The sequence below is a fragment of the Stenotrophomonas sp. NPDC047960 genome (assembly GCF_043204395.1).
Classification (GTDB): Bacteria; Pseudomonadota; Gammaproteobacteria; order Xanthomonadales; family Xanthomonadaceae; genus Stenotrophomonas.
In genome coordinates, this window is the sequence record NZ_JBIDBX010000001.1 from 639,519 (window position 1) to 665,946 (window position 26,428).

Annotated in this window: 22 protein-coding genes; 8 read left to right on the forward strand and 14 right to left on the reverse strand. The window is 64.7% G+C overall.

What is annotated here, in order from left to right; translation table 11 throughout:
• Window positions 1-37: 37 nt before the first annotated feature.
• Window positions 38-1,378 (reverse strand): diguanylate cyclase, encoded by a 1,341-nt coding sequence (locus tag ACGFZ3_RS03060; RefSeq protein WP_392916218.1) that lies wholly within the window; start codon window positions 1,376-1,378, stop codon window positions 38-40.
• Window positions 1,379-1,570: 192 nt separating this feature from the next.
• Window positions 1,571-2,443 carry a hypothetical protein gene (locus tag ACGFZ3_RS03065; RefSeq protein WP_392916222.1) on the reverse strand — a complete coding sequence of 291 codons (873 nt, stop codon included), beginning with the start codon at window positions 2,441-2,443 and terminating at the stop codon, window positions 1,571-1,573.
• 523 nt (window positions 2,444-2,966) lie between these two features.
• On the opposite strand from ACGFZ3_RS03065, the gene ACGFZ3_RS03070 reads away from it, so the two are divergent.
• Window positions 2,967-3,401, forward strand: a complete 435-nt coding sequence (locus ACGFZ3_RS03070; RefSeq protein WP_392916225.1) for a hypothetical protein — start codon at window positions 2,967-2,969, stop codon at window positions 3,399-3,401.
• A 1-nt stretch (window position 3,402) separates the two neighbouring features.
• Here ACGFZ3_RS03070 and ACGFZ3_RS03075 read toward each other — a convergent pair whose 3' ends face one another.
• Both ACGFZ3_RS03075 and ACGFZ3_RS03080 read right to left on the reverse strand, forming a co-directional pair.
• On the reverse strand, window positions 3,403-4,938 hold the full coding sequence (locus ACGFZ3_RS03075; RefSeq protein ID WP_392916228.1) for an MASE1 domain-containing protein: 1,536 nt from the start codon (window positions 4,936-4,938) through the stop codon (window positions 3,403-3,405).
• Window positions 4,939-5,287: 349 nt separating this feature from the next.
• Window positions 5,288-6,589, reverse strand: a complete 1,302-nt coding sequence (locus tag ACGFZ3_RS03080) for an NAD(P)/FAD-dependent oxidoreductase (protein ID WP_392916231.1) — start codon at window positions 6,587-6,589, stop codon at window positions 5,288-5,290.
• A 145-nt stretch (window positions 6,590-6,734) separates the two neighbouring features.
• Here ACGFZ3_RS03080 and ACGFZ3_RS03085 point away from each other — a divergent pair, with 145 nt between their 5' ends.
• Complete coding sequence (locus ACGFZ3_RS03085; RefSeq protein ID WP_392916234.1) at window positions 6,735-8,186, forward strand: glutamine synthetase family protein; 1,452 nt, start codon at window positions 6,735-6,737, stop codon at window positions 8,184-8,186.
• A 94-nt stretch (window positions 8,187-8,280) separates the two neighbouring features.
• Window positions 8,281-9,384, forward strand: coding sequence for a polyamine ABC transporter substrate-binding protein (locus ACGFZ3_RS03090; RefSeq protein ID WP_392916237.1), 1,104 nt, complete (start codon window positions 8,281-8,283; stop codon window positions 9,382-9,384).
• Window positions 9,385-9,441: 57 nt separating this feature from the next.
• On the opposite strand, the gene ACGFZ3_RS03095 is transcribed toward ACGFZ3_RS03090, so the two are convergent.
• From ACGFZ3_RS03095 to ACGFZ3_RS03105, 3 genes are all read right to left on the reverse strand, one after another.
• Window positions 9,442-9,921: a hypothetical protein gene (locus tag ACGFZ3_RS03095; protein ID WP_392916239.1), complete on the reverse strand. Its 480-nt coding sequence runs from the start codon at window positions 9,919-9,921 to the stop codon at window positions 9,442-9,444.
• Between the two features lie 17 nt (window positions 9,922-9,938).
• A complete protein-coding gene (locus ACGFZ3_RS03100; RefSeq protein WP_392916241.1) occupies window positions 9,939-11,318 on the reverse strand; it encodes a flavin-containing monooxygenase in 1,380 nt (459 codons plus the stop codon).
• A gap of 380 nt (window positions 11,319-11,698) precedes the next feature.
• On the reverse strand, window positions 11,699-12,739 hold the full coding sequence (locus tag ACGFZ3_RS03105) for a M35 family metallo-endopeptidase (protein ID WP_392916242.1): 1,041 nt from the start codon (window positions 12,737-12,739) through the stop codon (window positions 11,699-11,701).
• A gap of 570 nt (window positions 12,740-13,309) precedes the next feature.
• On the opposite strand from ACGFZ3_RS03105, the gene ACGFZ3_RS03110 reads away from it, so the two are divergent.
• The 4 genes from ACGFZ3_RS03110 to ACGFZ3_RS03125 all read left to right on the forward strand — a co-directional run bounded on the left by ACGFZ3_RS03110 (window position 13,310) and on the right by ACGFZ3_RS03125 (window position 17,640).
• Window positions 13,310-14,443 (forward strand): ABC transporter ATP-binding protein, encoded by a 1,134-nt coding sequence (locus ACGFZ3_RS03110; protein ID WP_392917568.1) that lies wholly within the window; start codon window positions 13,310-13,312, stop codon window positions 14,441-14,443.
• On the forward strand, window positions 14,440-15,351 hold the full coding sequence (locus ACGFZ3_RS03115; RefSeq protein WP_392916244.1) for an ABC transporter permease subunit: 912 nt from the start codon (window positions 14,440-14,442) through the stop codon (window positions 15,349-15,351). The genes ACGFZ3_RS03110 and ACGFZ3_RS03115 overlap by 4 nt, the downstream gene beginning before the upstream one ends.
• Window positions 15,348-16,190 carry an ABC transporter permease subunit gene (locus tag ACGFZ3_RS03120; protein ID WP_392916246.1) on the forward strand — a complete coding sequence of 281 codons (843 nt, stop codon included), beginning with the start codon at window positions 15,348-15,350 and terminating at the stop codon, window positions 16,188-16,190. Before ACGFZ3_RS03115 ends, ACGFZ3_RS03120 begins: the two co-directional genes overlap by 4 nt.
• An 85-nt stretch (window positions 16,191-16,275) precedes the next feature.
• Window positions 16,276-17,640, forward strand: a complete 1,365-nt coding sequence (locus ACGFZ3_RS03125; RefSeq protein WP_392916248.1) for an NAD-dependent succinate-semialdehyde dehydrogenase — start codon at window positions 16,276-16,278, stop codon at window positions 17,638-17,640.
• Window positions 17,641-17,789: 149 nt separating this feature from the next.
• Here the strand turns inward: ACGFZ3_RS03125 and ACGFZ3_RS03130 are convergent, their stop codons facing one another.
• From ACGFZ3_RS03130 to miaB, 7 genes are all read right to left on the reverse strand, one after another.
• On the reverse strand, window positions 17,790-18,779 hold the full coding sequence (locus ACGFZ3_RS03130) for a magnesium and cobalt transport protein CorA (RefSeq protein ID WP_392916251.1): 990 nt from the start codon (window positions 18,777-18,779) through the stop codon (window positions 17,790-17,792).
• A gap of 15 nt (window positions 18,780-18,794) precedes the next feature.
• Entirely contained in the window at window positions 18,795-20,060 is a 1,266-nt protein-coding gene (locus tag ACGFZ3_RS03135; protein WP_392916254.1) for a DUF4105 domain-containing protein, read from the reverse strand.
• Window positions 20,061-20,068: 8 nt separating this feature from the next.
• Window positions 20,069-20,950 (reverse strand): HlyC/CorC family transporter, encoded by an 882-nt coding sequence (locus ACGFZ3_RS03140; RefSeq protein ID WP_392916257.1) that lies wholly within the window; start codon window positions 20,948-20,950, stop codon window positions 20,069-20,071.
• A gap of 64 nt (window positions 20,951-21,014) precedes the next feature.
• Window positions 21,015-21,626: a hypothetical protein gene (locus ACGFZ3_RS03145; protein WP_392916259.1), complete on the reverse strand. Its 612-nt coding sequence runs from the start codon at window positions 21,624-21,626 to the stop codon at window positions 21,015-21,017.
• 28 nt (window positions 21,627-21,654) lie between these two features.
• Window positions 21,655-22,140 (reverse strand): rRNA maturation RNase YbeY, encoded by a 486-nt coding sequence (gene ybeY / locus ACGFZ3_RS03150; RefSeq protein WP_068850652.1) that lies wholly within the window; start codon window positions 22,138-22,140, stop codon window positions 21,655-21,657.
• Between the two features lie 74 nt (window positions 22,141-22,214).
• Window positions 22,215-23,198, reverse strand: coding sequence for a PhoH family protein (locus tag ACGFZ3_RS03155; RefSeq protein WP_392916263.1), 984 nt, complete (start codon window positions 23,196-23,198; stop codon window positions 22,215-22,217).
• A 476-nt stretch (window positions 23,199-23,674) separates the two neighbouring features.
• A complete protein-coding gene (gene miaB, locus ACGFZ3_RS03160; protein WP_392916266.1) occupies window positions 23,675-25,123 on the reverse strand; it encodes a tRNA (N6-isopentenyl adenosine(37)-C2)-methylthiotransferase MiaB in 1,449 nt (482 codons plus the stop codon).
• 244 nt (window positions 25,124-25,367) lie between these two features.
• Between miaB and ACGFZ3_RS03165 the strand changes: the two genes are divergently transcribed.
• Window positions 25,368-26,324, forward strand: coding sequence for a lytic transglycosylase domain-containing protein (locus tag ACGFZ3_RS03165; RefSeq protein ID WP_392916269.1), 957 nt, complete (start codon window positions 25,368-25,370; stop codon window positions 26,322-26,324).
• The last annotated feature ends 104 nt before the right edge of the window (window positions 26,325-26,428 follow it).

Genomic DNA, 26,428 nt, shown 5'->3' on the forward strand with positions numbered 1-26,428 from the left:
CTCTAGGCAGGGCACGGCGGCTCCGCGTTGATCTGGATCAAGGCGCCAGCGCGGGTTCCCGGGCGGCGGTGGCCTCGCGCGTGCTGCATACGCGGTTGCGGCCGCCGGCCTTGGCCAGGTACAGCTGGCGGTCGGCTTCGGAAATCAGCCGGTGCAGCGAATCCTGCTGCGGACGCAGGCAGCACAAGCCGATGCTGACGGTCATGCGCAGGGTGGTGTGGCCAAGATCCACTTCCAGCGCCGCGATGCGCTGGCGCAGGATCTCGAAATAGCCGATCGCCTCGTCTTCTTCCAGCCCCGGCACCAGCAGACAGAACTCTTCGCCGCCGAAACGGGCGATCAGGTCCTGGTCGCGCGCGTGGTCGGCCACCGCAGCGGCCACCGCCCGCAGCGCGTCGTCCCCGGCTTCATGGCCGTGGGTGTCATTGATGTGCTTGAAGTGGTCGATGTCGATCATCGCCACCGCCACCTGCTCGCCCTCCAACTGCAGCTTGGGCAGCTGGCGCGTGCTCTGCTCCAGGAAGCAGCGGCGGTTGGGCAGGCCGGTGAGGAAGTCGCGGGTGGCCAGGTCCTGCAGGGTGCCGATCAGCTCCAGCTGGTCAACGTTCTGCGAGACGCGGCAGAAGAACTCTTCACGCGAGAAAGGCTTGCGCAGGAAGTCGTTGGCGCCGTTCTTGAGGAAGCGCGGAATCAGTGACGGATCGGTATTACCGGAAATGCCGATTACCGCCACCTTGTCGCGTGAGCGCAGGGTGCGCAGGCGGCGGGTGAATTCCACGCCCTCCATGCCGGGCATTTCCTGGTCGACCACCGCCAGCCGGATCGAAGGGTGGGCTTCAATCGCCTTCAAGCCTTCGGTGCCGTCAGCGGCCTCGTAGACATCGTGGCCGTACATGCGCAGCAGCGAGGCGGCATACATGCGCGCGGACATCGAATCGTCAACCACCAGCGCGGCGATGCGCCGGTTGCGCTCCAGCCGCTGCACCAACCACACCAGGTAATCGATGCTGCCGGGGGTGTTCTTGAGCACGTAGTCGATGATCTGCTGCTGCAGCACGCGCTTGCGCAGGTCTTCGTCGTATACCCCGCTGACCACTACGGTGCGCAGCCCACGCGAAAGGAAATACTCCACCACCTTGTCGCGGTCGCCATCGGCCAGCACCAACCCGGTCAGCACCAGGAACCAGCCCTGTTCCTCATCCAGCAGCCGCCCAGCCTCGGCCAGCGAGGTCGCCACCGACACCGGCAGCTCCAGGCGCTGCTCGATGGCTTCCTTGAGCATGCTGGTGAACGTGCGCGAGTTCTCCACCAGCAGGATCCGCTGGGGGAGGTCATCACCGGGGTCGCTGGGAAAGGCGCCCTGAAACAGTGCCGGCATGGTACGTACGCTCGAAATCCGAGAGGGTCGGAAGGTGTATCGGCGTCTTCACGCCGGACTTTAGGGTCAATCTCCGGATCTGTGATCGCCATGTCCGGATCCGCGACCCCATTGCCAGGATCCAACGCCGCAATGCCCGCATCCGACTCCGTAGTGCCACGCCCTGCGTGGCAACCTCGCAACATCCCGGCGTTATGCCATCAAGGCCGCCCGCCAACCATCATGATCCGCCTCATTCAAAGCCTTGGCTTCTAGAAGCGGAAACCCACTCATGGGAGCGGACAGCGACTGCCCAGCCTGCCTGACATCGAATTTCTCGCAGTACACAAGTGCACTTCGCGCCTCATCAAGCACAGTGAACCTGCCTGGCGGAAGCGGCACCTCACCCAGCCTGAACCTGTCCACGAAACCGGAGAGAACGGCAATCACCTGATCTTTGCTCTCACATATCGCCAGTTCGCGCGTGAGCGCCTCTGCTACGGTCACGATCGCTGTGCTGCGAAGGGCAGGGACCGGCTCGAATGGTTGCAATTCAGGGCGCTGCACGTTCCCCAGCAGCCTTGCGCAGATTGTTCCGGCCATTGCCTGCGATCCAATCTGTTCCACTGGATGGTTGCAGGGACTGATCGGTTCGACGGAAGACGATAGTCTCATTCCAACGGCCCGCAGTTCTCCGCGGATGTCTGGCGGGCATTCCTGGCTCGCGTCCTGAAGATGATGTTTGGCATCCCCGAACTGACCGCTGATGGCCGACTGTCGAACGGACTCGATCGCCTCACCGAGTGTGGTGCGAGTTCTGGCATCGAGCTTGGGAAGCGAAAAGATCCGCAGCAGACCAATCAGCGCGTGCCCGTGTCGAAGGGCATTCAATTGATATGCTTGTCGCGCATCATTCTGCGCAGGGCGGTCACTCCGCACTGGATTGATGTGCGGGTGAAGACTTACCCCGATCTTCAGCCAGCGGTTCTGTACATTCCGAACCTTGATTCGCCCACGGTGCAGGCCTTGCAGCGGTCTAGCAGGGGTTGCCGCGCTGGGGAAGCGCCCAACAATCGTAATGCCCATGCTGAATTGCCTTCTAGGGGTCGCAGCCCATTACTCTGCCGGCTGGTTGAATGAACCGCTTCCCGATTTCCATCGCTCCAAGCAACCCTGATGGCGGCGGTTGGCACGCAGGCATTCAGGAGTTACGTGTGCGATTGAATATTGGAAGTTTCGCTAGGATCTAGTTCCTCAGTATCGTGCCCTGATGCATCTTCCATCGGAGGGTAGCGATGATCCGGCATTCTGGTGTGACACGCAGGCAATGACGAAGCTACGCAATGGTTCCAATCCGCCGTTGGCGGAATCGCGGCGACCACGGCTCGACGAAAATGGTGTGTTGGTTTGCAGTCCTCGACCCAGGCTCCCGGCGAACCCTCCGCCTCCCCCCAAAGACTGAGCGGATCTGCTGCCGTTGTATAGCTAACCGGATCAACCGTCATAGGTGCCCGCAGACTCAGAGATGTTGCAGAGCGTGCGACTGAGGGGCGTGGATAGCATGGGAGTGAGCCTTCTCACCCCTCCAACTGGAGATCCCGCCGTGCCCGTGAAATCAGCCAAACTCGCCATCTCCCTCTCGCTTCTGATGTCAGCGCCGATGCTTGCCGCTGCGCAATGCTGTCCAGGCTCTGGTACCGGAGCGGAGCTCGCCGCCCAAGGACTGGGGGAATCGCATCCTTCAGCCAGGAACCTCAGCTTGGACCCAAGCTGGCGTGTCTACGGCTTCCAGCGCGATGGCATAACGTACTATCAGATCAACGACATCGAGGGAAATGTCATCGCCATCGTTGGGAATCTGGATGACCAGTTCTGGGCCCTGCCCGCGGGTCAAGGTTCGCATGAGGTCTCTTTGCCACCCAGTCGGCTGGAGATCGCTTCCGGCGCGCAACGCCTGCCGGTCTACCGACACCCCGATTTCACCCTGCTGGTCTACCGACACGGTGATCGGTCGATCTGGTCGGTCGAATCCGCAGGTCCGTGACCTAACCGGCACGCTCCTCCAACAGCAGCATCCGGATCCTGTTGTGGCGGCACTCGACTGAGCCGCCATAACCAATTGTCCGTCCGGCAAGCCGTTCCACGGCCTGGGTCAGCGTGGTGGCCGAGAGTGTCTGGCTGGAATTCTGTACAGATATCGACACCATGATTCCCTTCTGTTTCTGAAGCGTCCCGCTACGCGCCCGGATCTGGATCTGCCCTGGTTCATTCCGAAGCAACAGCGCGACTGCTTCGGTCAGGGTGCGATACGCCGCCAGCTGCAAACCAACGCTGAGCTGGCAGGGGTCCCCGGTGAGGCGATGCTCGAGAAGTCGATTTGTGGTGCTCCAGGCTTCACTGATGCCGCCAATCTGGAGAGCAAGATAGAGGCCGACATGCTCAAGGGACGTGGGATAAACAATCGTGACCTGCTCGCGAAACTTCCTCGAATGCAGGACAGTAGTCTTCAGCAAGCTGTTGGCCAGCTTGTCGTGCCCGTGATTTCTGAGCCAGTCAGCATGGTCGCTGAGAGCTCTGTCAAGGTTATCGCTCAGGCCTCGGATATCCAGGGCGCGGGCACGCAGATCCATCTCACTGGCCATCTGAGCCGAGCGGGTCAGGCTCATGGCCTCAGATCGATCAAGCCTGCCATGGACATGGTGGTAGTACAGCTGCGTGATTCGTGAGCCGAGTGCCAGTAGTGCAGTGCCCGTCGCGGCAATGATCTGCTGAGTCTTGAACGTAGCGGCGTCGAAAGACCCGGGGAGGCCTGTGCTGGGGGTTGTCAGGTGGACGGCCAGATTGATCAGGGGAACGCCGATTGCCGCGCCGCGCCACCCATGCATGCAGGTCAGTGCGATGACGGGAGCAAGCATCATGAGCTGGATGGCGGTCTTTATTGCCACGGATCCGATTGTGAAGTAGGTCGGCGCGGCGCCCAAGGCGACCAGCACCAAAACAGATGAGACGGATGGCCAAAGCAACGTGCGGTCCAGCATAGGCTGTTCATGGCGCTTTACCCAGAGTAGTGCCAACGGAGCAACGGTCAGTATTCCGATGTAGTCGCCCAGCACGTGCCGTCCAATGCTGGCGAGAAAGCGTTCCTCCGGTGGCTCAGGCCACAGTAGATGCATCGTCGAAAGCCTGATCACTGCTATCAGGACGGCCGAGCAGGCGGCCAGTGATAGCAACCAGTAAACCTGCTGGGACTTCATGCTTGGCATATGCAGCCGCACGGCCACTGCGACCAAGGGAATAAGAATCGCCGACCCGACGGTGGCCCACGCAAGTCCAAACTCCTCGACCAAGGGGTACCGCACCCATGCTAGGTATGCATACTCACCCAGTGCCAGGTATATCCAGAGGCGCGGAGGCACCAACAGTAGCGCCGCGATCCGGATCCCGGCAGGAAGGTGAAACTGATCGAGGGAAACATCGCGCACGGCCAGACAAGTAATCGCGTACAAGGCCGATAGTGCGATCCCCATGGGCCGAATGCGAAAGTCCAGTCGAAGTCCATCTCTCCACCAATCCAGTTTCACATTCCCCTCCGGTCCCTGCAGGATCAGTGCCAGCTCATGCAGGCACGCTTCGGGCGGAGACGGTATCGGCCGGCCACATCGGAATCAATCGCTGGATCGATGGCTGGAAGCGTCTACGCGCTTGCTTGATCTGCGGGTCTGCGGCGGACTCCACGCGCTTGGAGGGATATCCGACAGATCCTGAGAAATAGTCGGAGGTGCGTCTCACTTCCGGTGCGACCTACATCGTTCTGTCGCCGCCGATGCGCGCCCAAGTCCGCACATATTCCTATCTTCATCGATCTCGTGGGCCTGACGCCTCCCACCCGGAACGAACCCGGATACGGCGCTTCCGATCACCGATCAGCCTTCACCCCAGCACATCCCGCAGCTTGTACCAGGACATCGCGGCCACCAGCAATGGCGTGCGCAGCAGCTTCCCCCCCGGGAAGCGCCCATGCGGAATGCGCTCAAACACGTCCAGCCGCTCGTTCTGCCCGGCAATGGCATCAGCGATGACCTTGCCGGCCAATCCCGTCGCCGCGACGCCATGGCCGGAGAAACCCTGCGCGAAGTACACGTTAGGGGTAAGCCGGCCCCAATGCGGGGCGCGGTTGCGGGTGATGTCCACGTAGCCGCCCCAGACCTGCTCCATGCCCACGTCGGCCAGCTGCGGAAACACCTGGTGCATGCGTCTGGTCATTACCCCGCGCAGGTTCGGCGGCGGCAGCGCCGAATAGCTGGCGCGGCCGCCGAACAGCAGGCGGTGGTCGGTACTGAGCTTGAAGTAATCCAGCGCCCAGCTCACGTCGGCCACGGCCATGTCGTTGCGGATCAGCGCCCGGGCCCGTTCCTCCCCCAAGGGGGCGCTTGCGCCAATATAGGTGCCCACCGGCATGATCCGGCTTTCCAGCTCCGGCGCGATGCCCTGCAGCCACGCGTTGCCGGCGATGACCACCTGATTGGCGGTGACGGTGCCGCTGGCGGTGCGCAGCTGCGGGCGGTCCCCGCGCACCAGGTCCAGGACAGGGCTGGCCTCGTGGATCACCACGCCCAGCCCCTCGGCCGCGCGGGCGAGCCCTTGCGCATAGGCGAGCGGATGCAGATGACCGCTGGCCGCATCGAACATTGCGCTGCGATAGCGTGGGCTGTCGAGCTGGCTGCACAGCTGCTGCCGGTCCCACCACTGGAGCGGGTAGTCGTAGCGCTCCACCAAGGTGTCCATGCCTGAGCGCAGCGCACGCTCCTGGCGGGCATTGATCGGTACGCTGGCATGACCGTCGCGCCAGCCGCAGTCGATGGCGTAGTGGCTCAGGCGATTGCGGAGCAGGGCCATGCCCTCGCGCGAGAAGTCGAACAGGCGGCGCGCATCGGCATTGCCGACCAGGCGTTCCAGCGTATCCACCTCGCAGCCGTAGCCGACAATGGCCTGGCCGCCGTTGCGCCCGGAGGCGCCCCAGCCGACCCGCTGCGCTTCAAGCACGGTCACCCGATAGCCGCGCTCGGCCAGCGAGAGTGCGGCCGACAGGCCGGTGTAGCCGCCGCCCAGTACGCAGACGTCGGTGGCATGGTCGCCCCGCAGCGGCGCGCGCAGTGCCGTGTCGGGCACGCTTTCGGCATACCAGCTGGGTGCGTGTGCCTGGCCGGCCAGGCTCATCGGGGACTCGCTCATGCGCACAGCATGCCAGCAACCCGTGTCGAGGGCAGGTGCGCCCGCTGTGACGGCGGCCGCCGGCGGAGTTAGAGTGGCACTATCACACGATGTTCCAGCCCTTCGGCGAAGCTTGTCGTCGTTACTCCAGCACAGCAGACCGGTCATGACCACCCGAACGCGTTCGCGCAAAGCTCCTTCTCCATCGCGAAAGACGGCCGCTTCCCCGCGGAAGCCGCCCTCGCGCAAGGCCGCCGAAAAGCCGGCCGCCGAAGAGAGCGCGCTGCTGCGCTGGCTCAAGGATCGTCGCATCACCGAGGTGGAATGCCTGGTGCCGGACATCACCGGCAACGCGCGCGGCAAGATCATCCCCGCCGACAAGTTCTCGCACGATTACGGCACCCGCCTGCCCGAGGGCATTTTCGCCACCACAGTCACCGGCGAGTTCCCGGACGATTACTACGAGCTGACCTCGCCGTCGGACTCGGACATGATCCTGCGCCCGGACCCGGACACCGTGCGCATGGTGCCGTGGGCCACCGATCCCACTGCGCAGGTCATCCACGACTGTTACACCAAGCACGGCGAGCCGCACGAACTGGCCCCGCGCAACGTGCTGCGCAGGGTGCTGGATGCCTATGCCGAACTGGGCCTGCGACCGGTGGTGGCGCCGGAGCTGGAGTTCTTCCTGGTGCAGAAGAACACCGACCCGGATTTCCCGCTGCTGCCGCCCGCCGGCCGCTCCGGCCGCCCGGAAACGGCACGCCAGTCGTACTCGATTGATGCGGTCAACGAATTCGATCCGATCCTCGACCTGATGTACGACTACTGCGACGCGATGAAGCTGGACGTGGACACGCTGATCCACGAATCCGGCGCGGCGCAGCTGGAGGTCAACTTCACCCACGCCCACGCGATGGACCTGGCCGACCAGGTGTTTCTGTTCAAGCGCACCATGCGCGAATCGGCCATGCGCCACGGGGTGTACGCTACCTTCCTGGCCAAGCCGATGGAAACCGAGCCGGGCAGCGCCATGCACATCCACCAGAGCCTGGTGCGGATCAGCGACGGCCACAACGTGTTCAGCGGCGACAGCGGCGGCGAAGAGTTCAGCCCGCTGTTCGGGCACTACCTGGCCGGTCTGCAGAAGTACGTGCCGGCAGCGATGGCCTTCTTTGCGCCGAACGTCAATTCCTACCGCCGGCTGGTATTTGGCGAGGTCTCGCCGAGCAACGTGCACTGGGGCTTTGACAATCGTACCTGCGGGCTGCGGGTACCGATGGACACCCCCGAGAACATGCGGGTGGAAAGCCGGTTCGCCGGCTCTGACGCCAATCCCTACCTGGCCATGGCCGCCACCCTGGCCGCCGGCCTGCTGGGCATCCGCGAGCAGGGCTCGCCGACCGCGCCGATCAGCGGCAGCGCCAAGGAGCTGGGCTACGATCTGCCGCGCTCACTGGGCGAGGCGCTGGATGGCCTGGAGCGCTGCCCCGAGCTGCGCGAGATGCTGGGCGAGCGCTTCTGCCGGGCCTATGTGTCGGTCAAACGCAAGGAATACGAGACCTTCTTCCGGGTCATCAGCTCCTGGGAACGCGAATTCCTGCTGCTGAATGTGTGAGCGGCTGGGAAAACAAGCAGTTGCCCGGTACGCTGGCACCGTTCTACCGGTCCGGCCGGTTCCCCCACCTCGCACCTGACCTGCGGAGAGTCCAATGAAGCTGCGAATCCTCACCCTCGGCATCGCCGTGTCCCTGCTCAGCGCCTGTGGCGGCGCCAAGCAGGAAGACAGCAAGGTGCTGAACGTCTACAACTACAGCGATTACATCGCCGAAGACACCATCCCGAACTTCGAAAAGGCCACCGGCAGCAAGGTGACCTACGACGTGTTCGACAGCGACGAGATGGTCGAGACCAAGCTGCTGGCCGGTGGCAGCGGCTACGACGTGGTGGTGCCGACCCTGAACTTCTTCGGCCGCCAGATCCAGGCAGGCGTGTTCCTGCCGCTGGACAAGAGCAGGATCCCGAACCTGGCCAATCTCGATCCGGAGATGATGAAGCGCATCGCGCAGCAGGATCCGGACAACAAGTACGGTGTGCCGTACATGATCGGCACCACCGGCATCGGCTACAACGTGGAGATGCTCAAGGAGCGTTTCGGCGGCAGCACCGAGATCGCCAACAGCTGGGACCTGATCTTCAAGCCGGAAAACATCGCCAAGATGAAGGATTGCGGGATCACGATCCTGGATACCCCGGCCGACATGATTCCGATCGCGCTGCATTACCTGGGCGAAGACCCGCACAGCCATGACCCGGCGGTGATCCAGAAAGCGGCCGACCTGCTCAAGACCATCCGCCCGTACGTGCAGAACTTCCACTCCTCGCAGTACGTGGGTTCGCTGGCCAACGGCGGCACCTGCCTGGTGGTGGGCTGGTCGGGCGACATCATCCAGGCCCGCGACCGCGCGGCCGAAGCGGCCAACGGCGTGACCGTGGCCTATTCGATACCGAAGGAAGGCGCGCCGCAGTGGTTCGACATGTTGGCCATTCCCAAGGATGCCAAGCACCCGGAAGCGGCCTACGCCTTCATCAACTACCTGCTGGACCCGAAGGTCGCCGCGGCCAACACCAACTTCATCCACTACGCCAATCCGGTGAGCGCGGCCACGCCGCTGGTGGACGAAGCGATCCGCAACGACCCGACCATCTACCCGCCGGCCGACGTGGCCGCGAAGATGTTCACCTACTCGATCAACCCGCCGGAAGTGGACAAGCTCTACACCCGGTTCTGGACCGAGGTGAAGACGGGTCGCTGAGGCGACGGGTCTGAAGGATGGATGGAAGGGCCGCCGGTCAGAATCGGCGGCCCTTTTTCATTGGGAGCAGCGCCGGCGTGCCCAGATGCGAGGCGGGAGGATTCTGGTCGACGGGGAGTCCGTGAAGGTCCGGGTGCCGTGTTCGGACGACTGTTGAAATCCGCGGAGTTGGATGTCGTACGTGGCTTCCTGATCCAGCGCATAGTTGGCGGAGATGTTGACGTCGACAGCAACCTCCTCGCCTGGCTTCAGTGCCACGGCCTCATTCCGTACCTCCGGCACCAGGTTGACCACGTTTCCCGTGTACCTCGCCGCGTTGCCAGAGGTCGAGACCACCTGGAAATAGTCGCTCCACAGTTTTCCGTCAGGCATCGCGCTGGGAATGTCTGCTTCGCGGATCGTGGCTGTCTGTGCGCCTGTGTTGACGTACCGCACCGTCACCACAACGCTGTCGCTGGGTGGCGCGCAGCGTTGCTTGATGGATGCGGCGACTCTCGCTTCGGTAGAAGAAACACATAGCAGGAGGGCAGCCACCATCCATGGCCTTTGGACCCTCACGATTCCATCCGTTCGATGCACGAATTGACCATCGCCGAAGGATACCGTAGCTGCGCGAGAATGCTCGGCAAGAGCGCTTCCGCATCCCGCCCACCATTGCACAGGAAGTTCGAGCTTGGTCGCTGCAGGTTGTACATGCCGATGAAGAACAGGCCCGGCTGCGGGGAGACGCCGTAAGCGCCCAGCGGGTAGCCGTTCGGATCGAGCACGCCCGGTACTTCGAGCCATGGCCACTGTGCGTCGAAACCGGTGGCCGCCACGATGGCGCCGATGCCGGCTGCGTCCAGCCGGATGCAGCGCGGTGAGGCGTCCGGCTCCCAGTCCAGATAGACCTCCTCGGGCAGGTAGCGCGCGTCGTCAGTGGGGATCTCTGTGGCTGTCGTGTAGTGCGCATCGGCCATGTCGTTGAGGTGCTTGTATTCGGCGCGGGTGCCGGCCACCGCTGCGCGGATCTGCGGGCGCGCGTCGCGAAAATGCGCGATGTGGCCTTCCAGATGCTTCAGCCTGCCGAGCAGCACGATGCCGTCGCGGTGCATCGACAGCAGGCTGATCGAACTGCCCATGCCCAGCGCGCCGGTACCCGATACCAAGGGGAACTCCGCCGTTCGCGCCTTCTGCAGGGCGCCCGGCAGCCCCGCGATCACGTCCGGGCGTTCGCTCACATGCCGGTGCAGCAGCCCCTGCATGTCCCACCAGTGCATCGAGTCCCTGCCGCGCACCCGGCGGATGTGCGAGAAGCGGTCGGCCATGGACCAATACACCTCGCGCCCGGCAGTGCGCAGGTCCTGGGCGATCTGCGCGCCGGACTGGCCACCGCCGATTACAAGCACTGCACCGGGGCCGAGCTGCTCGGGTCGACGGTAGTCGCTGGAGTGGACGACCTCCAGCTCGGGGGCAGGGGAGAAGAACGCCCGTGGCCAGCGCGGGCGACGGTATTCCCCGCTGGCCACCACCACGCAGCGTGCTTCCAGCGTCCCTTCGCTGGTGATGACGCGGTAGCCATCGCCTGCCGCAAAGACCCGATGCACGACGCATCCCTCGACGACGGGCAGCTGCCGTCGACGCGCATAGCCGGTCAGCATCTCGATGACGTCGGGCGCGGTGGCGAAACCCGTTGGATCCATGCCGTCGTACTGATAGCCGGGCAGGGCGGTCAGGAAGTTGGGCGTATTGAGACGGAATGAGTCCCACCGCCGCGTCCAGCTGGAGCCGATGGTTTCTGCTTCCAGAACCTGGTGACTCACGCCTGCCTCTACGAGCAAGGCGCTGAGAGACAGGCCGGAGTGTCCGGCTCCAATGATTGCGACATCAAGGTGTGACTTGAGGGAGCGCTGTTCACTTTCCGAGGTCCGCTTGAGCCGGTCACTGGTGTACATGCGTATCTCCTTTTGGTGCGCGTTCGCCATTCTGGAGATAACGCCTTGAAGGAGTTGCATCGTCAACGCAGGATCGTACGGATTGTGATCCGATGCTTGACTCAGCTGATCTGCATTTCCAAACCTGTGCGGGCCATCAAGGATCTGCACACGCGCCCGCCTGGGCTAGCCGGGAACGTCAGAGTAGGGAGCGTTTTCGGCCGTGAAAGCCCGTGAGCCATGCCTTAGGCTGTCAAGCAAGGCGTGTGCAGCAATGTGCAAAGCGCAGGTTGCTTGCTGAGCGAGGGCTCTGCGTTGGGCAACCCTGCAGAGATTCTACCCCGACGATGTGTCGGGGTACGTGCAGCGCTTGCACCGTTACGGGTGCCTTGAATGAAGCCTCACTCTTCACTGGAATAATTGTCAGCGAAGTACTCGAAGTTGTAGGCGTTGTCCGCCGCCAGGTCGCGCTCATTCCCTGCTACCCAACGCGCATCTTCGGGAGAGCTGAATTTGCCGTCGAGATCAGAGACTCCCTTGGACAGAAAGTCATCGAAATGTGTGACTTCATGGTAGATCGTGACCGCCTGTGAGCCAGTCTGGATGTTGGGTCCGACCGGGAGTTTGAAGAACGCAGGGCAGTAGTTGATGACGTGGGCGGAGTTGGGGTCAACCCAAGCGGTAGTGCCGTCCTTTTCGTCTTCGTCCGAACAGCTGCAAGTGGCGGGTGACAGCATTCCATATCGGTCAGCTGCAGCATTGACGACGTCCCTGATTCTCTTATTCACAGGATTTGGGGCATCTGGATCACCATGACTACCGAACCAGCTGCTGTATCGGGGGGTCTGGTTGAAGCGAGTTACAACGTTTCCATCGATAACCTCCGTCCTGTAGAGCGAAGCCAGGTAAGACTTTGCGGCCCGGGCGAGATCGGAGGATGGTCCCATGGCCCCCGTAATCGCGTTCAGTTGATCTGGCGTGCAGGCCTTTTCTGTGTTGGCACTGGCAACTCGTTCCGGCGGGAAATGCGGCTTGATGCTACTGGGGACCGTGATCCTGATGGTTGGAGGTGTCGTGAATACTGCCCGGGTGCAGTGTTGTCGATCACGAGAAGCTGCACACTCTTCAGATTGCTGGACTGAACTTTGGCGGTACTCCGTTGGCGAGACGTCATAGCTCATGCCCGCTTTCAGTTCGTAGTTTGCATGGAGGTTGATGGTCCTGGTCATGAACTCACCTGGCGCAAGTGTCTGAGTTCGACTCAAAGCCTCTCTGGTCATCCCCATGTGGTAGCCCAAGTACCTCGGCCGCGAACCGTCGATTCCCACTACATTGAGCGCGTTGCTTCTGAGTTTCTCGTCTTTTCCCGTGCGCGGCACATCGATCAGGCGGAGTGCGACAGGTTCAGATCCTTTGTTTACGTATGTGACGAGCAGTGCCACGGTGGACGGATTCGCCGACTTGGCTTGCTCTACGGTCGCTACTACTTGCGCTCCGGCAATTGACGGCTGGCATGCAAATCCGAGTGCACACAACGTTGCGAAAATGGCTTTTGTTGACATCTATGTCGGGACCATTGAGGGTGAGGTGGAAGCATTTCACACCAGATTCGTGCATCAACAAAGCAAGCGCCTGCTTTGTGATGAAGGATAGAGTTTTGGATTGGTCAGGGCTTGGATCTGTGAAGTGTTACGCATATCTGCGTGGCAGAGGATTTTCCGGGCCTAGCAAATTCCCTTGCCCTGAAGGTATATCGGTCTCGTGCGCTCAACGCTAACGGTATGTCGGGGACCAACTGGCTGGTCCTCGACGGCTTGACCCGCCTGGCCTGAGGGCTGAAGGGACCTTTAAGCCCGTTCACCCTGCCTCTGCACCTTTATTATTAGTGTCTTGGGGGACTCAGCTTCTTCCCGGCCAGCCCCAACCGCCACGATCCGGTATCGCTGCTGTCGCCAACGGTCGCTAAAATGGGCCGTCCCCCCGTCCTGATGCCGCTCCTGGAGCCGCTGCCCATGCCATTTGAAGCCAAGCCGGAAGGCGAGGTCGTCCCGGTCCTGGAGCCGGGCTATCTGTCCATCCGCGCGCTGCGCAAGGAGTTCGACGGCTTCGTCGCGCTCGACGACGTCAGCCTGGACGTGCGCAAGGGTGAGATCTTCGCCCTGCTGGGCGGCTCGGGCAGCGGCAAATCGACCCTGCTGCGCTGCCTGGGTGGTTTTGAGACCCCCACCGCCGGCACCATCGACCTGGACGGCCAGCGCATCAATGCGCTGCCCCCCTACCAGCGCCCGATCAACATGATGTTCCAGTCCTATGCGCTTTTCCCGCACATGAGCGTGGAGCAGAACATCGCCTTCGGCCTGAAGCAGGACGGCCTGGCCCGCGACGCGATCCGCCGCCGGGTCGGCGAGATGCTGGAGCTGGTGCAGCTGGAGAAGCTGGCCAAGCGCAAGCCGCACCAGCTGTCGGGCGGCCAGCAGCAGCGCGTGGCGCTGGCGCGGTCGCTGGCCAAGGGGCCCAAGCTGCTGCTGCTGGACGAGCCGATGGGCGCGCTGGACAAGAAGCTGCGCTCGCAGATGCAGCTGGAGCTGGTCAACATCATCGAAACCTCGGGCGTGACCTGCGTGATGGTCACCCACGACCAGGAAGAGGCGATGACCATGGCTACCCGCATCGCGGTCATGGATGCCGGCTGGATCCAGCAGGTCGGCAAGCCGGACGAAATCTACGAGCAGCCGGCCAACCGCTTCGTGGCCGGCTTCATCGGCTCGGTCAACCTGTTCGATGGGGTGATCGACGAGGACCTGCCCGAGTACGTCACCGTGCGCACGCCGCTGTTCCCGGCGCCCATCTACGTGGCCCACGGCATTACCGGCTACGAAGGCCAGCCGGTGGCGTTCGCGCTGCGCCCGGAGAAGGTGATGATCGGCAAGGACGAGCCGGCCGGGGATACCAACAAGGCACAGGGCGTGATCGAGGAGATCGCCTACTTCGGCAGCCATTCGGTGTACCACGTGCGCCTGCCCAGCGGGGCCAAGGTGCTGTCCAACTTCGCCAACTCCCAGCGCTGGGCCAGCGATGGCCTGACCTGGGGCGACAGCGTCTGGGTGCACTGGCGCGACAACGACGGCGTGGTGCTCACCGCATGAACGCCACCGGCTGGAAGCGCTGGCTCCCCGGCACGCGCAGCGGCGTGATCGCCGCGCCCTACCTGTGGCTGCTGCTGTTCTTCGCGGTGCCGTTCGTGATCATCCTCATGATCTCGTTCTCGCGCACCCAGGTCGGCTCGCCGCCGTATACCTGGCTGCTGGAGTACGTGGACGGTGCGTTCTCGCTCAAGCTCAACCTGGGCAACTACGCGGCCATGGTCAAGGACAGCCAGTACGTGCTGGCCTATCTGAGCTCGATCAGGATCGCGGTGATCGCCACGCTGTTCACGCTGCTGATCGGGTACCCGATGGCGTATGTGATTTCGCGGATGCGTCCTGCTGCGCGCAACGTGGCGATGATGCTGGTGGTGCTGCCGTCGTGGACCTCGTTCCTGATCCGGGTGTACGCCTGGATCGGCATCCTCGACCGCAACGGCCTGCTCAACCAGCTGCTGCTGAAAATCGGGGTGATCGATGCACCGCTGCAGATCCTGTACACCCCGACCGCTGCCTACATCGGCATCGTGTACTGCTACCTGCCGTTCATGGTGCTGCCGCTGTATGCAAACCTGGTGAAGCTCGACAACCGCCTGCTTGAAGCGGCCTACGATCTCGGTGCCAAGCCGTGGCAGGCGTTCCTGCGCATCACGCTGCCGTTGTCGCGCACCGGGATCATCGCCGGCTGCATGCTGGTGATGATTCCGGCGGTGGGCGAATTCGTGATCCCGGAAATGCTGGGCGGGCCGGACACGCTGATGATCGGGCGGGTGCTGTGGGGCGAGTTCTTCAACAACCGCGACTGGCCGACTGCCTCGGCGGTGGCGATCGTGATGCTGGCCCTGCTGCTGGTGCCGATCCTGCTGTTCAACCGGGTGCAGCAGCGCGAGCTGGAAGGGAAGCTGACATGAGCATGGTGCGCCGCAGCCGCTGGCTGGGCTGGACGGTCCTGGGCCTGGGCTTTGCCTTCCTGTACCTGCCGATCCTGCTGCTGATGATCTATTCGTTCAATGCGTCCAAGCTGGCCACGGTGTGGTCGGGCTTCTCCACGCGCTGGTACGGCGAGCTGTTCAACAACCGGCAGATCCTGGATGCGCTGTGGATCAGCCTGAAGGTGGCGTTCTGGACCGCCAGCGCGGCCACCGTGCTCGGCACGATGGCGGCGATGGTGATGACCCGTTTCAAGCGCTTCCCGGGCAAGACCGTGTTCGGCGCGTTGATCACCGCGCCGCTGGTGATGCCCGAGGTGATCCTGGGCTTCTCACTGATGACGCTGCTGGTGGCGATGGGCGGCATTCCCGGCTTCCCCAGCCGCGGGGTGGGCAGCATCTGGATCGCGCATGTCACCTTCACGCTGTCCTTCGTGACGGTGATTGTCTCCTCGCGCCTGCAGGAGCTGGACCGTTCGCTGGAAGAGGCGGCGATGGACCTGGGCGCGAGCCGGCTGAAGGTGTTCTTCCAGATCACCCTGCCCATCATCGCCCCGGCGCTGGTGGCCGGCTGGTTGCTGGCCTTCACCCTGTCGCTGGATGACGTGGTGATTGCCAGTTTCGTGGCCGGGCCGAATTCGACCACGCTGCCGATGAAGGTATTCGCCTCGGTGCGGATGGGCATCAAGCCGGAGATCAACGCGCTGGCCACGCTGATGGTGCTGGCGGTCTCGATCGCGGCGGTGGCCGGGTGGTTCATCACCGCGCGCAGCGAGAAGCGCCGGCAGCGCGACGTGCAGATGGCGCTCCAAGACCGGTAGTGCCGGGCTCTGCCCGGCAACGCCCGAAAACACCCGGCTCACAGGGCCGGGCGCAGAATGGGTGCCTGTCTTTCGGAGCACCGCGATGACCGTCGAAATCGTCAACCCCGCCACGGGCCTTGTGACTTACCGCCATGAGCTGCTGGACGCCGCCGGGATCGAGCAGCGGCTGGCCGCTGCCGCCGCGGCCTTCCCGCTGTGGTCGGCCCGCTCGCTGCAGGAGCGCGGCGCGATCCTGCGCGCCATCGCCGCCCAGCTGCGCGCACGCAAGGACGACATCCAGCAGGCGATGACCAACGAGATGGGCAAGCTCAAGGGCGAGGCGCTGGCCGAGGTGGAAAAGTGCGCGCAGGCCTGTGAGTACTACGCCGACCATGCCGCCGATTACCTCAAGCCCCAGCTGATCGACACCGAAGCCCAGCGCAGCTACGTGCGCTATGAACCGATCGGCTGCGTGTTCGCGGTGATGCCGTGGAACTTCCCGATCTGGCAGGTGTTCCGCTTCCTGGCGCCGGCGTTCATGGCCGGCAACGTGGCCCTGCTCAAGCATGCCAGCAACGTGCCGCAGTGCGCCGACCTGATCCTGGCGGTGTGCCGCGACGGCGGGTTGCCGGAGGGCGTGTTCGATGTGCTGCACATCGACAACGACCAGGCGGCCGAGGTGCTGCGCGACAAGCGGGTCAAGGCGGTCACCCTGACCGGCAGCGAGCGGGCAGGGCGCTCGATCGCGGCCAACGCCGGAGACCAGCTCAAGAAGTGCGTGATGGAGCTGGGTGGCAGCGATGCGTTCGTGGTGCTGGACGATGCGGACCTGGACAAGACCGTGGCCGCAGCGGTGAAGTCACGTTTCGACAACAGCGGGCAGACCTGCATCGCAGCCAAGCGCTTCATCGTGGTCGACGCGATTGCCGACGCGTTCGTGGAGAAGTTCGTGGCGGCGGCCGGAGCGCGCGTGTACGGCGATCCGCAGGACGAGAAGACCACGCTGGCGCCGATGGCCCGTGCGGACCTGCGCGATGAGCTGCACAAGCAGGTGCAGGCTAGCGTGGGCAAGGGCGCGAAGGTCCTGCTGGGCGGCGAGCCGCTGGCCGGTACCCATGCGGGCTATCCGGCTACCATTCTGGACAACGTGGTGCCCGGCATGCCGGCCTACGACGAGGAACTGTTCGGGCCGGTGGCGGCGATCCTGCGCGTGCGCGACGATGCCGAGGCGCTGCGCGTGGCCAACGACACCACGTTTGGGCTCGGCGGCAGCGTGTGGAGCGGCGATCCGGTGCGTGGTGAAGGCATCGCCAAGCGGCTTGAATGCGGCGCGGCGTTCGTCAACGCGATCGTCAAAAGCGATGTTCGGTTGCCGTTCGGTGGCAGCAAGCGCTCGGGGTTCGGTCGCGAACTGGCCGACCACGGCATCCACGAGTTCATGAACATCAAGACGGTTTACGTCGCCTGATACAGCGTGACCACCAACGGTGGTCACCTACCGGCGGGGACACCCACCGTGGTCACCTACCGGCGGGGACACCACGGTGGTCACCTATCGGCGGGGACACGACGGTGGTCACGTACCGCGGTAGGTATCGACCGTTGGTCGATACGCGCTTACAGCCACCGTACCCGCTTGAACAGGCGATACAGACCCACGCAGATTGCGCCGACCCCGATGATCATCGCGGGGTAGGCCCACGGTTTGTCCAGTTCGGGCATGTGGGTGAAGTTCATGCCGTACCAGCTGGTGATCAGCGTGGGGGCGGCCAGCAGGGCCGCCCAGGCACCCAGGCGCTTGACTGTCTCGCCCTGGGCCAGGGTGACCAGCGACAGGTTCACGCTCAGCGCGGTACCCAGCATCTCGCGCAGGGTGTCGATCACATCGCTGATGCGCACTGCGTGGTCGTGCACGTCACGGATGTACAGCTTCACTTCATCGGGAATCAGTTCGCCGGGGTACCGGCGCAGCTGCGCCAGCACGTCCTGCAGCGGCGCCACCGCCATCCGCATCTTGTTGAGTTCGCGCTTGAGCTCGTACAGGCGCACCACGGTGCTGCGCTGGTAGCTGTCGGCGAAGATGTCCTTCTCCAGCGAATCCAGGGTGTCGCGGAAGTCGGTGGTGATCGGCAGGTAGTTGTCGACCACGAAGTCCAGTACGCCATACAGGCAGTAGGACGCACCCATGGTCAGCAGTTGCGGCTCGCGTTCCACCCTCGCGCGCACCGGCGCGTAGGAAAGCGAGGCACCGTGGCGCACCGTGACCAGGAAACGCGGGCCGAGGAACGCATGGGTTTCCCCATACTCGATCCGGTCGTGCACCCGCTGTGCCGTGGTGACCACCACGAACAGGCTGTTGCCGTACGCTTCCACCTTGGGCCGCTGGTGTGCGTTTCGCGCATCGTCGATGGCCAGGTCGTGCAGGCAGAACTCTTCCTGCAGTTTCAACAGGACCGAATCGGCAGGGTCGTACAGCCCCACCCAGACGAACCCGTTGTTGCTGGCGATCACGTCGCTGATCGCATCCAGCGCGATGTCGTGCCGCTTGCCCTGGTCGTCATAGTGCACGCAGTTGATGACGCAGGTTGGATTGGCGGTGGTTTCCATGGACGACATCCTGCTTCAGCGGCCTGTGACAGGCAGGTCACGACGGCCCAGCACCCACGCCAGCGCCGCGTGCAGTGGCAGCAGCAGCACGATCCACTGCAGGTTCACCTGCGCCTGCAGGGTCAGCCAGTGCAGCACCAGGCCCAGCAGCGACAGCATGGCAACCGCCCACAGCATCCAGCGGAACCACGCCCCGGGTGCGCGCCCGCGCACAAGGGTCACCGCGCCCGGCACCAGCAGCAGGCACAGCGGCGAAAGCTGCAGCAGGTTGCGATTGGCCCAGGCGGCGTGGTGCGCGCTGAAACCCCACAGGTAAGCCAGCAGGATGCCGGCGATACCGCAGAACACCCACAGCGGCAGTGCCAACCCAGCCAGCAGGCGCCGGCGGCGCTGCAGGGCCAGCACGCCGGCCGCCAGCACCAGCCCGCACAGCAGCCATGGCCACCAGCGGCGCGCGAATTCAGCAGGCTCCGGCGCGATCCGGTGCGGCAGCAGTTCCTGCTCGGCCTTCACCAGTGGGCGACCGTCGCTGTTGCGCACTTCGCGCAGGGCATCGGCCAGGCGCATCGGCACGAAGGCTTCCTGCCACCGTGACAACGGCTTGTCGGCATACGGGCCCAGCCCGATGTCGAAGCCCAGCCACATCCAGGGGGCTGGCGAAGCCAGACGCACGGATTCGCTGCGGTAGGTATTGCCGCGCGAGCGCCCGGACAGCTGAGAGTGCAGCCCGCCGCCCAAGGCACCATCGATTGCATCGCGGACCATGGTGGCGCAGTTGGCGGTGTAGTAATCGTAGCGGTAGCGCGCGTTTTCCGGCTTGGCGCGCTCGGCCAGCGAGGCGGCCAGGGCGCGGGCCTGTGCCGGGTCCAGGTCCAGCCACTGCAGGTTGGCGCCGCGGCCACTGTCACGGTAATAGGTGAGGTCCTGGTCCAGTGGCAGCGCCACCAGGTAATACATCATTTCGCCGCGCAGGAAACGGCCGACGAAGTCGGGTTCGCTGGGGTCGAAATAGCCGAAGTTGTACGAGGTGGCCTCGCCGGTCACCGGGTCCGCGACCACGATCGCATCGTGGCCGAAGCGCTCGAAGAAGATGCTGCCCGGCTGCATGGTCACGATGCCGATGCGGGGCGGGGGTGCTTCTGCGGGCGACGCGACGGCGCGGGCCGTCGCGGGTTCAGCCGCTGCCTGTGCCAGCGCGGCCTGCGGCAGGCTGGGCACACTGGCCAGGAACAGGAGGAACAACAGGCGGCACAACGGCCACCGCGTCAGCAGGGGCCGCATGGCGTGGGTCAATCCTCGATGATGGCGTCGGGCGGCAGCACGGTCACGTGGAACGCCTGCACGCGGCGGGCATCGGCGCGCGCCACCCGGAACACGAAGCGGTCCAGGGTCAGCTCGTCGCCGGTTTCGGGCAGGTGCCCGATCGCCTCGGTGACCAGGCCACCGATGGTGTCGTAGTCGTCGTCGGGGAACGTGGCGCCGAAACGCTCGTTGAAATCCTCGATCGGGGTCAGCGCGTCGACCACGTACTGTCCGTCGGCCTGGATCGCGATCTGCGCGGTATGGTCTTCAGCCTCGTCGTGCTCGTCGTCGATCTCGCCGACGATCTGCTCCAGCACGTCTTCGATGGTGACCAGCCCGGCAACGCCACCGTACTCGTCCACCACGATCGCCATGTGGTTGCGTGACAGCCGGAACTCCTTGAGCAGCACGTTGAGCTTCTTGGCTTCGGGGATCAGCACCGCCGGGCGCAGCAGCTCGCGGACGTTGGCCGGCCCGTTGTCGGCGACCACGCCGCGCAGCAGGTCCTTGGCCAGCAACACGCCCAGGATGTCGTCCTTGTTGTCACCGTGCACCGGGAAGCGCGAATGGCCGGATTCCACGACCTGCTTCATCAGTTCAAGGAAGGGAGCTTCCACCGGCAGCGAGACCATCTGCGAACGCGAGATCATCACGTCGCCCACGGTGAGCTCGGCCACCGAGATCGCGCCCTCCATCATGCGCAGCGTGTCGGCGGCGATCAGGCCGTCTTCGTGCGCGGAGTGCAGTACCGCCACCAGCTCGTCGCGGGTGTGGGGTTCGCCGGAGAAGGCAGAGGTCAGGCGTTCAAGCCAGCTGCGCTTCTTCTCATTTTGCTCCGGAACGGAGCCACTACTGTCGTCTTCAGACATCTCTGCAAAAAAGGCACCCGGCGAGCCGGGCGTTGGTGCCAGTCTAGCAGGATGCGGGCCGCTGTCAGTGCCCGTCCGCCGGGGTTTTCGCGGACGGGGGCAGGGCGCCGGCCGGCGGCGCCGGGGTGTCGGCCGGGGCCTCCTCCTCGGCGGGCAGGTCCAGGCTGTAGGTGCAGCCGGCCAAGGTCTTGCCCGGGTGGGTCTTGACCGTGGACAGGCTCAGGATGATCGATTCGATCATCGGCTCGCCGGTGCGCGGATCGGTCACGTCCTGGCTGACCACTTCACGGCCGGCCATGAACTTGTCCGGGTTGTCCACCCCGTCTTCCAGCGCCAGGGTTCTGGCCATCGGGCGGGGATCGGCCACGTCGAGGATCGCCATGATGCTGGCCCCGGACACCGCCACGTATTCGGTGCGCACGCCGAACACCGTCAACGGCGCAGCCAGGCGGTACTCACTCATGAACGGGTTGTTCTGCGGCAGCGGCTGCATGCCGTTGGCCACCGCCTTGAGCGGGTCGGCCACGACCGGGGCGACCGCGTCATAGTCAGCCACGCGCTGGCGGCACTCGATCAGCGCGGCCAGGTCCAGCGGCGCGGCGGCCGGGGCGGCGGCCAGGGCCGGGGTGGAGAACAGGGCCAGCAGGCACAGGCAGGCGGGGCGCGCGAAGGTCATGCAGGAAACGTCCGTCAGGGGCGGCGGCTCAGCGCTCGCCGGCGTAGGGGTCGGCGATGCCGAGGTCGGCCAGGATCTCGCGCTCCAGCTGTTCCATGGCCTCGGCTTCCTTGTCGTCCTCGTGGTCCCAGCCCAGCAGGTGCAGCACCCCGTGCACGGTCAGGTGCGCGTAGTGTGCATTGAGCGCCTTGGCCTGTTCCATCGCTTCGGCGGCCACCACCGGCGCGCAGATCACCAGGTCGCCCAGCAGGGGGAACTTGACCCCCTTTGGCAGGCCCTCCGGCAGCTCGGCGGGGAAGCTGAGTACGTTGGTGGCGTAGTCCTTGCCGCGGTAGTGCCGGTTCAGCGACTGGCCTTCCTTCGCATCGACCACGCGGATGGCCAGGTCGGCCTCGCGGATGCGGCCGTTGAGCGCGGCGGCCACCCATTTGCGGAAACTCACCGCCGAGGGCAACCCGGCACGGGGCAGCGCGTAGCTGACGGCGACATCGAGTCGAATGGGGCCTTTGGTCATGGCAGTTCCGGAACGTCTGGTCAATCAGGAAACGACAGTATCGCGCGTGTAGCGCCGCACCGCGACGGCCGCGCTCATTCGGCACCCGGCTTGACCTGCTGCAGGTCGCGGCGGTCGTAAGCGCTGACGATGCGCGCCACCAGCGGGTGGCGCACCACATCGCGGGCCTCGAAGAAGGTGAAGCTCACTCCGTCCACGTCGCGCAGCACTTCGATGGCGTCGCGCAGGCCGGACTTCACGTGCTTGGGCAGGTCGGTCTGGGTGAGGTCGCCGGTGACCACGGCGGTGGAGCCGAAGCCCAGCCGGGTCAGGAACATCTTCATCTGTTCGACGGTGGTGTTCTGCGCTTCGTCCAGGATCACGTACGCATCGTTGAGGGTGCGCCCGCGCATGTAGGCCAGCGGCGCGATCTCGATGACGTTCTTTTCCAGCAGCTTGATCACCTTTTCCACGCCCAGCATTTCATACAGCGCGTCATACAGGGGGCGCAGGTAGGGATCGACCTTCTGGCTGAGGTCACCCGGCAGGAAGCCGAGCTTCTCGCCGGCTTCCACCGCCGGGCGCACCAGGATCAGGCGCTGGACGCGGGATTCGTTCAAGGCATCCACCGCGCTGGCTACGGCCAGGAACGTCTTGCCGGTACCGGCGGGGCCGATGCCGAAGTTGATGTCGTGGGTGGTGATCTGGTGCAGGTAGCGCGCCTGGTTGGCGCCACGGCCGCGCACGGTGCCGCGCTTGACCTTGATGGTGACTTCCTGCGCTTCGTAGCTGCGCTCTACCATGTGCTCCACGTTGGCCTGGTTCAGGCGCAGGTGGATGGCGTGGCTGTCGAAGGGCGTCTCGGCCGCCTCCAGGTACAGCGCCTCGATAAGCGCCTGTGCTTCCTCGGCCACGGCCTTCGGGCCGGTCACCCGGAAGACGTGGCCGCGGTTGGCGATTTCCACGCCGAGCTTGAGTTCGATCTGGCGCAGGTGCTCGTCGAAGGGGCCGGCCAGGTTGGCCAGGCGTTCATTGTCTTCCGGGGCCAGGGTGAAGTCGCGGTGTGCCAGTGCGGTCATTGCGTCGGTCGGCTGCGGTCGCCAGGACCGTGCCGCAAGTTGGGAATAGGAAGGACAGGGTAGCGCGGGCGCGGGGGCCTCGCCACAGCAGCGGGGTTCTCCACAGCGGCTGTGCAGCAGCAGTGCAGCAACCTGTGGATAGTTGCTGACGGCCCTACTGCCGCAATGCTGTCGCCTGCGTGGTCAAAAAAGCGACATCTACCTCGGGGTTTTCCACACCGCTTGTGGGCGGTTGCGCGGGAAAGGTGTGGATAAGCGGCGTTACCCCCTGCGGCGCAATGGCTGCGGAGGGGTGATCATTTCATGACCAGTGCGTGTGCGCGGCATCGTGCTGCTTGGCGCGCGCTGGCGGGAGCGGTGGACGAAGGTGCTGGCTGCGGGCCTTCATCGGTTCCGCAAGCGCCTGGATCAGCGCGGATGCCGACCAGCGGTCGGCACCTGCCCGGGAGGTACCGACCGTCGGCCGGTACGTGGCCTCACGCGATGACCAACCGCCCACGCAGTGAATTGCTGTACGCCTCGGTGATCTCCACATCCACCAGCTGGCCGACCAATCGCGCCTGCCCCGGGAAGTTCACCGACCGCATGTTCTCGGTCTTGCCGGTCAGCTCGTTCGGGTCGCGGCGCGACGGACCTTCCACCAGCACCGTCTGCACCGTGCCCACCATGGCATGGGAAATCGCGGCCGCCTGCTCGTTGATCCGGGCCTGCAGGCGCGACAGCCGCGCGTGCTTCTCCGCGTCGCTGATGGTGTCTTCCAGGTCGGCAGCGGGCGTGCCTGGCCGCCGCGAATAGATGAAGGAGAAGCTGTGGTCGAAACCGACGTCCTCGATCAACTTCATGGTCTTCTCGAAATCCGCGTCGGTTTCTCCGGGGAAGCCGACAATGAAGTCCGAGCTGATTGAGATGTCCGGGCGAACCGCACGCAGCTTGCGGATCTTGGCCTTGAATTCGAGCGCGGTGTAGCCGCGCTTCATCGCCGACAGCACGCGGTCGCTGCCGGCCTGCACCGGCAGGTGCAGGAAGTTGGCCAACTGCGGCACGTCGCGGTAGGCGTCCACCAGCGAATCGCTGAACTCCAGCGGATGCGAGGTGGTGAAGCGGATCCGGTCCACCCCGTCGATCTCGGCGATGGTGCGGATCAGCAGGCCCAGGTCGGCGATTTCGCCTTCGCCATACGGCCCGCGGTATGCGTTCACGTTCTGGCCCAGCAGGTTGATCTCGCGCACGCCCTGTGCGGCCAGCTGCGCCACCTCCACCACCACGTCTTCGAACGGGCGGCTGACCTCGGTGCCACGGGTATAGGGCACCACGCAGAACGAGCAGTACTTGGAGCAGCCTTCCATGATCGACACGAACGCCGAACCGCCTTCGGCTCGCGGCTCCGGCAGGCGGTCGAACTTCTCGATCTCGGGGAAGCTGATGTCTACCTGAGACTTGCCCGATTCGCGTCGCTGGCGGATCAGCTCCGGCAGGCGGTGCAGGGTCTGCGGGCCGAACACCAGGTCCACGTGCGGGGCGCGCTTGATGATTGCTTCGCCTTCCTGCGATGCCACGCAGCCGCCTACCCCGATGATCACGCCACGGCCGTTGTTTTTCAGTGCCTTCCAGTAGCCCAGCTGGCTGAATACTTTTTCCTGCGCCTTCTCGCGGATCGAGCAGGTGTTCATCAGCAGCACGTCGGCTTCGGCCGGATCGTCGGTCAGCTCCAGCCCCTCTTCGGCAGCAAGCACGTCGGCCATCTTGGTCGAGTCGTACTCGTTCATCTGGCAACCGTGGGTCTTGATGTACAGCTTGCCGCGCACGGGGCCGTTCACCTGCGGCCGGGAACCGGGCAGGGGCAGCAGGTCGGGGCGGGGTGAATCGAGGGCAGGCACGGCGGTGCCGACCACGGTCGGCAGGGTCGAAGCTGGCGTCCCGGTCATGGCGCTTATTCCAGTCGGGTGGGCGGGCAGGCAGCCGGTAGGGCTGCCGGGTAGCCTGCCATTGTACCCCGGGCCGGCCACCAGCCACGCCGGACGTGGCGCTGTCCGGGCCAGGATGGACGCAGCCCTGCGCCCGGGCGGCTGCCCCCTCGGCGGCGTGAATCCGTGACGCAGTCCCTGATGCGCTGGTTATCTCCGCGTCAAAGGGTTGGCAACGGCGCGCGAAACGGAGACACTCCGCCCCATGAAGGGGATCTTGGGGATCGCTGCGCTGGCCTTGGCTGCGCTGACCGCTGTGCCGGCCAGTGCGGGCACCCTGTACAAGTGTGTTGGCGCAGACGGCATTCCCAGCTATGTCAGCAAGCGCGTTGCCGGCACCCCGTGCAGCGTGGTCAGCAGCTACCGTCCGGACCGCAGCGCCCCGCGCCGCTACGTTCCGCCGGCTCCGGCCCCCGCACCAGCCCCTGCGGTCGTGGCGACGGCCGCGCCGTCGCCTGTGTCCGTCCAGGACGGGGCAACGTCCGGTACGGCGCTGGTCCCGGCCGCAGCGCCGGCCCAGGCCGCCACTGTACTCACCGCCGCCCCTGCACCGTCTGCACGCTCCGGCAAGGCCCAGCGCGTGGTCAACGGGCAGGTCTACTCCTATATGAAGGATGGCGTGCGCCATTACACCAGCCGCCGGCCCGCGCAGGTGGCCAGCCTGGGCCCGGTCCGCACCATCCACTACAGCTTCATCGAGCGCTGCTACGCCTGCGGCGCCAATCCGGGCGTGAACTTCGGTTCGATCCGCCTCAACACCACCGCGTTCCAGACGGAGATCGCGGCGGCCGCGCGCGAGTTCGGGGTGGAAGAAGCGGTCGTCCGCGCCATCATCCACGCCGAATCGGCCTACAACCCGACCGCGCTCAGTCGCGCCGGCGCACAGGGCCTGATGCAGCTGATGCCGCCTACCGCGCGCCGCTTCGGCGTCACTGATTCATATGATGCGGCGCAGAACATCCGCGGCGGCGTGCAGTATCTGTCGTGGCTGCTCAAGCGTTTCAACGGCAACCTCACCCTGGCCGCTGCCGGCTACAACGCAGGCGAGGGTGCGGTGGATCGTCATGGTGGCGTGCCGCCGTACAGCGAGACCCAGTACTACGTGAAGCGCGTGGCCCTGCTGGCCGATCGCTACCGCGGCGCCACCGCGTCGACGCAGTAATCCCTGCATCGCGTTCGACCCCATTGCGCAGGCTGGCCAACGGCCGGCGCTACCGGTGTCGACGATGTCGTGGCAGCGCCGACCGTTGGCCGGCGCGCGTGGTG